Source organism: Sulfuricurvum sp. (assembly GCF_049305995.1).
Taxonomy (GTDB): Bacteria; Campylobacterota; Campylobacteria; order Campylobacterales; family Sulfurimonadaceae; genus Sulfuricurvum.
Map to the genome: position 1 here is coordinate 1 of NZ_JBAQPS010000322.1, position 7,380 is coordinate 7,380.

Genomic DNA, 7,380 nt, shown 5'->3' on the forward strand with positions numbered 1-7,380 from the left:
CTGGGCAAGCCCTCTCTCAACGATTTTTCGGAGGGAAAAGTAACACTTCCGTATATTGATCTGTATGATCGGTTGGATGAGAACGAAAAACAGCGTCTTATCAGCAACCATGCAAAAGTTCTCGATGAGAATGAAAAAACGTGGATTCGCTCAAAAATGGATGAGTTCAACATCATAGAGAACTCTTACTCCCATGCACGAGCATTATGTGATGAAGCGATCAGTGCTATCGGAGATGATATTGCCCTTCGCGCAATCATCGAAACCGTCATCAAAAGAAGTCATTAATGCACTATTTGATTGTTAGCTTTTCACACAAAAACTCGACGTTGGCAATACGGGAAAAACTTGCATTTGTGAATGAAACGGCACAATTAAATCTCTTAAAACAGTTAAATTCAACCCCTTGTATCAGCGAATCTATGGTTCTCTCTACCTGTAATCGTGTTGAAATTTTTTGCAGTTGCAATGATACGGAAGCGGCAGCGGAAGTTTTGTTTTCTCTATTAGCAAAGCACTCCGGGCTGAGTGTGCATGAGTTGCATGAGAGAGCTGATGTTTTCGACGATGAGGGGGGGATTCATCACCTCTTTAGTGTTGCGAGTTCACTTGATTCGATGGTAGTGGGAGAGACGCAAATCTCCGGACAGCTCAAAGATGCTTTTAAACTCTCTCAAGACAACGGACATTCGGCTCAGAAAATTGCCCGTGCGATGAGCTATGCCCTCAAATGTGCGGCAGAGGTGCGTAATGCGACCAATATCTCCTCTAAGCCGGTATCCGTTGCAAGTGTCGCGATAGCGAAAGTCAAAGAGTCGGTTGGTGATGTCAAGGGTAAAAAAGCACTGGTCATCGGTTCGGGTGAGATGTCAGTGATTACCTGTAAACATCTTACCGCTCAAGGGGTTGATGTTACGGTGATGAACCGAACCTTCGAAAAAGCCGAAGCGATAGCGCGCGAGTGTAATGCACGGGTGCGCTCTTTTGAAGAGATATCTTATGCGATTAATGAAAACGAACTTCTCTTTACTGCAACGGGTTCGATCACTCCGATTATCACCGATGAGATGATCAAACCGACGTCGTATGATCGATACTGGTTCGATATGGCGGTTCCTAGAGATATCGAATGTGAAGCGGCTCTTTGGTCGATTAGATTGTTTTATGTCGATGATCTAAAAGAGATAGTATCTGAAAACATCGCTTTGCGTGAGGATGAGGCGAAACTCTCTTATGTCATTATTCGTCGTCATGTCACCCTCTTTTTTGAATGGCTTAAAACTCTTTCAGTAGAGCCGTTAATCAAAAATATGTATCTTCGTGCTTCTGACGCGGCACACCAAGAATCGATGCGAGTACTCGAAAACGGCTATATCCCAAAAGAGTATGAACACGCCGTACATAAAGCAACCCTTCAGGCACTAAAGCGGTTTTTACATCCGTTTGCCGAGCGGATGCGTGATGGTTCTGATCCGATGCGGATAGATACCCTGATCGAATCAATGAGTTTTTTAATGAATCAGGAAGAGGGAGATGAATTGTCTCAAAACTTCTGTACCTATTACCCTAAAGGAAAATAATGCGTTTTAGTAAAGCCTATATCCCAACGACCAAAGAAGCACCGAAAGATGCTCAACTCCCAAGTCATATCTATCTCTCTCGTGCAGGGTTTGTGACGCAGGTAGCGGCAGGATTGTATAACTTTTTACCGATGGGAAAACGGGTACTTCGTAAAATCGAAAACATTATCAATGAAGAGATGGCGGCGTGCGATGCGCAAGAGGTTGATCTCAGTTTTGTTACCCCAGCAGAGTTGTGGGAAGAGAGCGGTCGGATTGAGAAATTTGGTAAAGAGTTACTCCGTTTCCGTGACCGTAAAGAGAACCTTTTTGTTCTCGGACCAACCCATGAGGAGATGATGGTAAACATCGTCCGTAACCGTGTTACGAGTTATAAACAGCTCCCAATTAATCTTTATCAGATTAAAACCAAATTCCGTGATGAAGCGCGTCCGAGATTCGGATTGATGCGTGGACGTGAGTTTGTCATGAAAGACGGTTACAGCTTTCACTCTACTTCAGAGGATTTGGATCGTGAATTCGATGCGATGGAAGCGGCATATAAACGTATCTTGGAGCGTTTAGGTCTGGAATTTCGTGTCGTTGAAGCTGACAGCGGTGCCATCGGCGGTACGGGATCAAAAGAGCTGATGGTACTTGCCGGAAGCGGTGAAGATACCCTCGCGGTATGCGATACATGTGAATACGGTGCGAATGTGGAAGCGGCTCGCCGTGCACCTCGCAGTGTTATCCCCGAAGCACCGAGCGCCGATTTTGCCCGTTTTAAAACACCTGCTATCAAATCGATTGAAGATCTGAGCAATTTTTTCCATGTTGATCCGTACTATACCCTCAAAGCCGTCGTTCAGCGCGCTGTATATACAGAAGGGAGTGAATTAGTCTGTTTCTTCATTCGCGGATGCGATGAGCTTCAAGAGGTCAAAGCGCGTAACAGCGTCGGTGCGATCGATTTGGTGGATGCAACCGAAGCGGAGTTGATCGAGATCGGACTGGTTCCTGGATTTATCGGACCATTGGATCAGGATAAAATCCGCGTCGTTATGGATAACGATACTAAGTGTGCCACTACAATGATTTGCGGTGCAAACGAAGCCGATTACCATTTTGTTGGCGTTGATTTGAGTGTGATGGCTGAGGCTCATTTTGCGGATCTTGTCAGTGTTCAAGAGGGGGATGGTTGTCCTCATTGTAACGGTAAAATCCTCCATACCAAAGGGATCGAAGTAGGGCATATCTTTAAACTCGGAACCGTTTACTCTGCACCGCTTAAAGCAGAGTTTTTGGATGAAAACGGGCGTGCTCAGCCGTTTATCATGGGAACGTACGGGATGGGAGTGAGCCGTCTGGTTGCCGCCGTCATCGAACAGCACCATGATGAAAAAGGGTGTATTTGGACCCATGCAACGGCTCCGTATATGGTTAATGTCATGGTCTCTAACATCAAAGAAGAGAGCCACATGGCGTATGCCGAAGAGCTTTATGCCTCGTTACAAAAGAGTGAAATTGAAGTGATGTTGGATGATCGTAAAGAGCGATTTGGATTTAAAATGTCCGATGCAGAATTGATCGGGTTTCCTTTCACAGTTATCGTCGGGAAAGAGCTCGATAACGGTTCGGTTCAGATCATGGTACGCTCATCCGGTGATATGATTACTGTTGCGCCATCCGAAGTGTTGAACACTATCAAGGGACTTATTAAATGATCTATTTTCTAATCTACCTTTTTGTAGAAGTCTATATCACAATAGAGATTGCTTCACATATCGGTGGATTAGTCACATTTTTAGAGATTGTCGGGAGTGCTTTTTTAGGTATTTTTATCTTGATGAACTTTCGACATACTCTGAGTGAAAACCTTGATGCGCTGCGCACACGACAAATCGATATGCAAGGGTTCTCTAATCGCAATATTATGGGATTATTTGGAGCGATTCTCCTGATTCTTCCGGGCTTTTTAGGGGATATGATCGGAATTTTTATGCAATTTTCTCTTATAGGAACACTGATCATTAACCGTTTTACGCGAAAATATCCGCCACAAAACCATACCTATACCACACGAAAGGATGACTATGTCATTGATGCCGAAATTATCGACGATACTCCTGCTCTCCGCTAGCCTTTTTGGAGCGACTGATGCTGAAGTTATCTCATTTTTGAAAAAAGGGATAGGGGGAAATCCCAATATCAGCAATTTACAGATTGACGTTAATGATAAAAAAAATCTTACCAATGTGAACGGCTGGCAGGCTTATTTCGTTACCATTGAAGCCGATATAAAACAAGGTAATGAGGTTCGCCACATCAACCAAAATGGGACTTACTTTGTGAACGGGAGCATCATTGCTCCTGAACTTGTCAACTTGAAAACGGGTGAACGCTATAATGATATCGTTGCTCCTGATTTTAAAAACGCTTTCTATACAACTGCAAATCGAATCAGTGGTGAAGTAAATGCAACTCATAAAGTGGCGATATTCTCCGATCCATTGTGTCCATTTTGCCGCCGTTATGTTCCTGAAGCACTCTCTTATATGGAAAAATATCCAAAAACTTTTGCGGTCTATTACTATCATCTCCCTCTAGCAGGTCTTCACCCCGCAGCGGTCACTTTGACTAAAGCGGCGATTGTAGCCGAAGAAAATGGTACGAAAGATGCAGTATTGAACCTTTATAAAGTTGATATTAATGCCAATGAAAAAGATGAGAAAAAGATATTAAGCACATTTAACAAAACGTTCGGAACGAAAATCGATTCGGATGATATCCGACGTCCCTCTGTCGTTAAACAATTTGATTTTGATCAAAAAGTGGCTCAATCGATGATGGTTGGCGGAACACCTACGGTATTCTTTAACGGTCAAAAAGACAGTTCAAAAAACAAATACAAAGAGATTAAGGTTAAGTAATACATGAAAAAACTCACCATCGCTACCCGTGGAAGTAAACTTGCCCTTTGGCAATCCAATCACATAAAATCGGTTATCGAATCAAATTTTAATGATGTCGAAGTGGAACTCAAAATCATCATCACCTCGGGTGATAAGATTTTGGATGTTCCTTTAGCCAAAATCGGCGGGAAAGGGTTATTCCTCAAAGAGATCGAAGAATCTATGCTTCGCGGTGAAGCGCAGATGGCGGTTCATTCACTCAAAGATGTTCCGACGGTTATGCCAAAGGGGTTGTTACTCTCGGCGATTACCTTACGTGAAGATGTTCGTGATGCGATGCTGAGTCAAAAATATCCCGATATCGTCTCCTTACCTCAAGGTGCCGTAGTGGGTACCTCTTCACTTCGCCGTCGTATGCAGTTAGTCAAACAACGTCCCGATTTAGTGATCAAAGATTTGCGCGGAAATGTCGATACCCGTATACGCAAGCTCAAAGAGGGTGAGTTTGATGCCATTATCCTCGCTGCAGCAGGGATTAACCGTTTAGGCTTTAGCGATTTAGTAGAGCATTTTTACCCGATCTCTTTGGATGAGATGCTTCCGGCTATGGGGCAGGGTGCTTTAGGAATCGAGACGGTGAATGAGCTGTGGGTTTTAGAAATCGCCAAATTTTTAGAAGATGAAAACAGCCGTATCGAAACCTCTATCGAGCGTGGATTTGTCGATACACTGAATGGCGGTTGTCAGGTTCCGATCGGTGTAAGTGCACGCGTTCAGCCAAACGGTGACGTTATCGTTCGTTCAACTCTAGGGATGCCTGATGGCTCTGAAGTAATGGGGGATGAAATCGTTGTCTCTAAATCAGAGACCCAAGGTGTTGGTGAAGCGATGGCAGAGCGTTTGATTGCCAAAGGGGCGATGGAATTACTACAACGCGCTGAAGCTATGGCGAATAAGGGATAATCTGTGACATTAAAAAAAACGATTGATCTATTAAAATCAAACGACGAACTCCGTACCATTGATACTCCACTCGATATCTATCTCGAAATCCCCCATTTAGCCTATGCAGAAGTGAAAAAAGAGGGAGGAGGGAAAGCCCTCCTTTTTACTCATCCTATTGACCGAAAAAACAACAAAACCTTTGATACTCCAGTGGTGATGAATCTTTTCGGATCGTATGCGCGTACCGAATTGCTTTTTGGTCGGGACGTTGAAGGGGTAGCCACCGAAATTGAAAAGCTGCTTCACATGAAACCGCCTCAAGGGTTCAAAGAGAAAATCGGTATGCTCGGTGATTTGTTTGCGATGAAGGATATCTTCCCAAAAAAACTAAAAGTACGCGGAAGCTGCCAAGAGATCGTGAAACAAGGTGATGAGATAAATCTCTATGATTTGCCGATTTTGACGACCTGGGAAGAGGATGGCGGTCCGTTTATCACAATGGGTCAAGTCTATACTCAAAGTTTGGACGGTGCTCTTGTCAACCTCGGAATGTACCGTTTGCAAGTCTATGATAACAATCATTTGGGGATGCACTGGCAAATCCATAAAGACTCCTCCCACTTTTTCGATCAGTATCAACGCGCCGGCAAAAAAATGCCGGTATCGATCGCGATTGGAGGAGATCCTCTCTATACATGGTGTGCAACGGCTCCCTTGCCATACGGTGTTAATGAGCTATTGCTCTATGGGTTGATTAAAAAAGAGTCTCCAAAGCTTGTTGAATCGTTAACAACGCCCCTCTTTATCCCTGAAGATGTTGATTTTGTCATTGAAGGGTGGGTTGATACTGCAAAATTGCGTGAAGAGGGACCATTTGGAGACCATACGGGGTATTACACCCTTAAAGAGTTTTATCCAGAACTTGAAGTAAGCGCGATTACCCACCGTAAAAATCCTTATTACCTTGCCACGGTTGTCGGAAAACCGCCGCTGGAAGATAAATATATGGGTTGGGCAACCGAACGGGTATTTTTACCTTTACTCAAGACCAATGCGGCCGATTTGATTGATTATCACATGCCGGAAAATGGTGTATTCCATAACTTGATTTTGGCAAAAATGAAACCACTCTACAAAGGACATGCCAAACAGTTTATGCATATCTTCTGGGGTTCAGGACAGATGAGTTTTGTCAAACATGCGCTGTTTTTTGGTGAAGATGCCCCGAAATTGACTAATTACGAAGCATTGGTTACCTACGCATTGAATCGCTTTCTACCAAAATGTCTCTTTATTTCCGAGGGGATAACCGATGCCCTGGATCATTCCAGTCCGGAATCACTTGTAGGTGGAAAATTGGGGATAGATTTTACGGCGTCGTATTCACCGAGTGCGCCTGAATCGATTGAGAGTACACTTTTATTGGAAAAAGTACAATCGTTAATTCCTGAAGCGGTTGGCTTGACTCAGTATATGCGTCATACGGCTAATCCGATAACGGTTGTAAGTGTCCGAAAAAAATCTCGCTCAATCAAAGATTGTTTTTCTCTTTTGGAACCATTAAGAGAGTATGTGCGTATCGTTATTTTTGTCGATGAAGCAAAAAATGATATTCATAATCCCTACATGCTCCTTTGGCGTGTAACCAATAATATAGACGCAGCACGCGATCTTTATAAATCCGATGTGATTGTTGCAATTGACGGTACGACCAAAACAAAAGTAGATGGCTTTGAACGTGAATGGCCTGGTGATGTTGAGTGTACTCCAAATGTCGTTGATCGTCTTAAATCACTTTCGTTGTGGGATTTGGATTTTAAATTAGAAAAAAAATATCAACTATGATAGTGCATATCCCTTTCTTAGGGGATTAAACTTAAGCAATTTATTAGAATTAGTAATGTACTATTGATTAATTAGATATTTTAAAAGAGGGAACTTTAATTCCATGCGTACCTTTTATG

Annotated in this window: 6 protein-coding genes and 1 pseudogene; all 7 read left to right on the top strand. The window is 43.2% G+C overall.

Annotated features, from left to right (window positions below; genetic code table 11):
• A pseudogene (locus WA010_RS11055) lies at positions 1-288 on the top strand (polyprenyl synthetase family protein); the annotation flags it as partial.
• Complete coding sequence (gene hemA, locus WA010_RS11060; protein WP_422557172.1) at positions 288-1,580, top strand: glutamyl-tRNA reductase; 1,293 nt, start codon at positions 288-290, stop codon at positions 1,578-1,580. The pseudogene WA010_RS11055 and the gene hemA, both read left to right, overlap by 1 nt.
• Complete coding sequence (locus tag WA010_RS11065; protein WP_422557173.1) at positions 1,580-3,283, top strand: proline--tRNA ligase; 1,704 nt, start codon at positions 1,580-1,582, stop codon at positions 3,281-3,283. The genes hemA and WA010_RS11065 overlap by 1 nt, the downstream gene beginning before the upstream one ends.
• Positions 3,280-3,699: an FxsA family protein gene (locus tag WA010_RS11070; protein WP_422557174.1), complete on the top strand. Its 420-nt coding sequence runs from the start codon at positions 3,280-3,282 to the stop codon at positions 3,697-3,699. Before WA010_RS11065 ends, WA010_RS11070 begins: the two co-directional genes overlap by 4 nt.
• On the top strand, positions 3,653-4,489 hold the full coding sequence (locus tag WA010_RS11075) for a DsbA family protein (RefSeq protein WP_422557175.1): 837 nt from the start codon (positions 3,653-3,655) through the stop codon (positions 4,487-4,489). Before WA010_RS11070 ends, WA010_RS11075 begins: the two co-directional genes overlap by 47 nt.
• A gap of 3 nt (positions 4,490-4,492) precedes the next feature.
• A complete protein-coding gene (hemC, locus tag WA010_RS11080; protein ID WP_422557176.1) occupies positions 4,493-5,434 on the top strand; it encodes a hydroxymethylbilane synthase in 942 nt (313 codons plus the stop codon).
• A 3-nt stretch (positions 5,435-5,437) separates the two neighbouring features.
• Positions 5,438-7,261 carry a menaquinone biosynthesis decarboxylase gene (locus tag WA010_RS11085; protein WP_422557177.1) on the top strand — a complete coding sequence of 608 codons (1,824 nt, stop codon included), beginning with the start codon at positions 5,438-5,440 and terminating at the stop codon, positions 7,259-7,261.
• Positions 7,262-7,380 lie beyond the last annotated feature (119 nt).

What these genes read in the sequence shown, in the direction of transcription:
- WA010_RS11075 (WP_422557175.1), top strand. Translation starts at nt 3,653, where the DNA reads ATGTCATTGATGCCGAAATTATCGACGATACTCCTGCTCTCCGCTAGC.
- WA010_RS11065 (WP_422557173.1), top strand. Translation starts at nt 1,580, where the DNA reads ATGCGTTTTAGTAAAGCCTATATCCCAACGACCAAAGAAGCACCGAAA.
- WA010_RS11070 (WP_422557174.1), top strand. Translation starts at nt 3,280, where the DNA reads ATGATCTATTTTCTAATCTACCTTTTTGTAGAAGTCTATATCACAATA.
- hemC (WP_422557176.1), top strand. Translation starts at nt 4,493, where the DNA reads ATGAAAAAACTCACCATCGCTACCCGTGGAAGTAAACTTGCCCTTTGG.
- hemA (WP_422557172.1), top strand. Translation starts at nt 288, where the DNA reads ATGCACTATTTGATTGTTAGCTTTTCACACAAAAACTCGACGTTGGCA.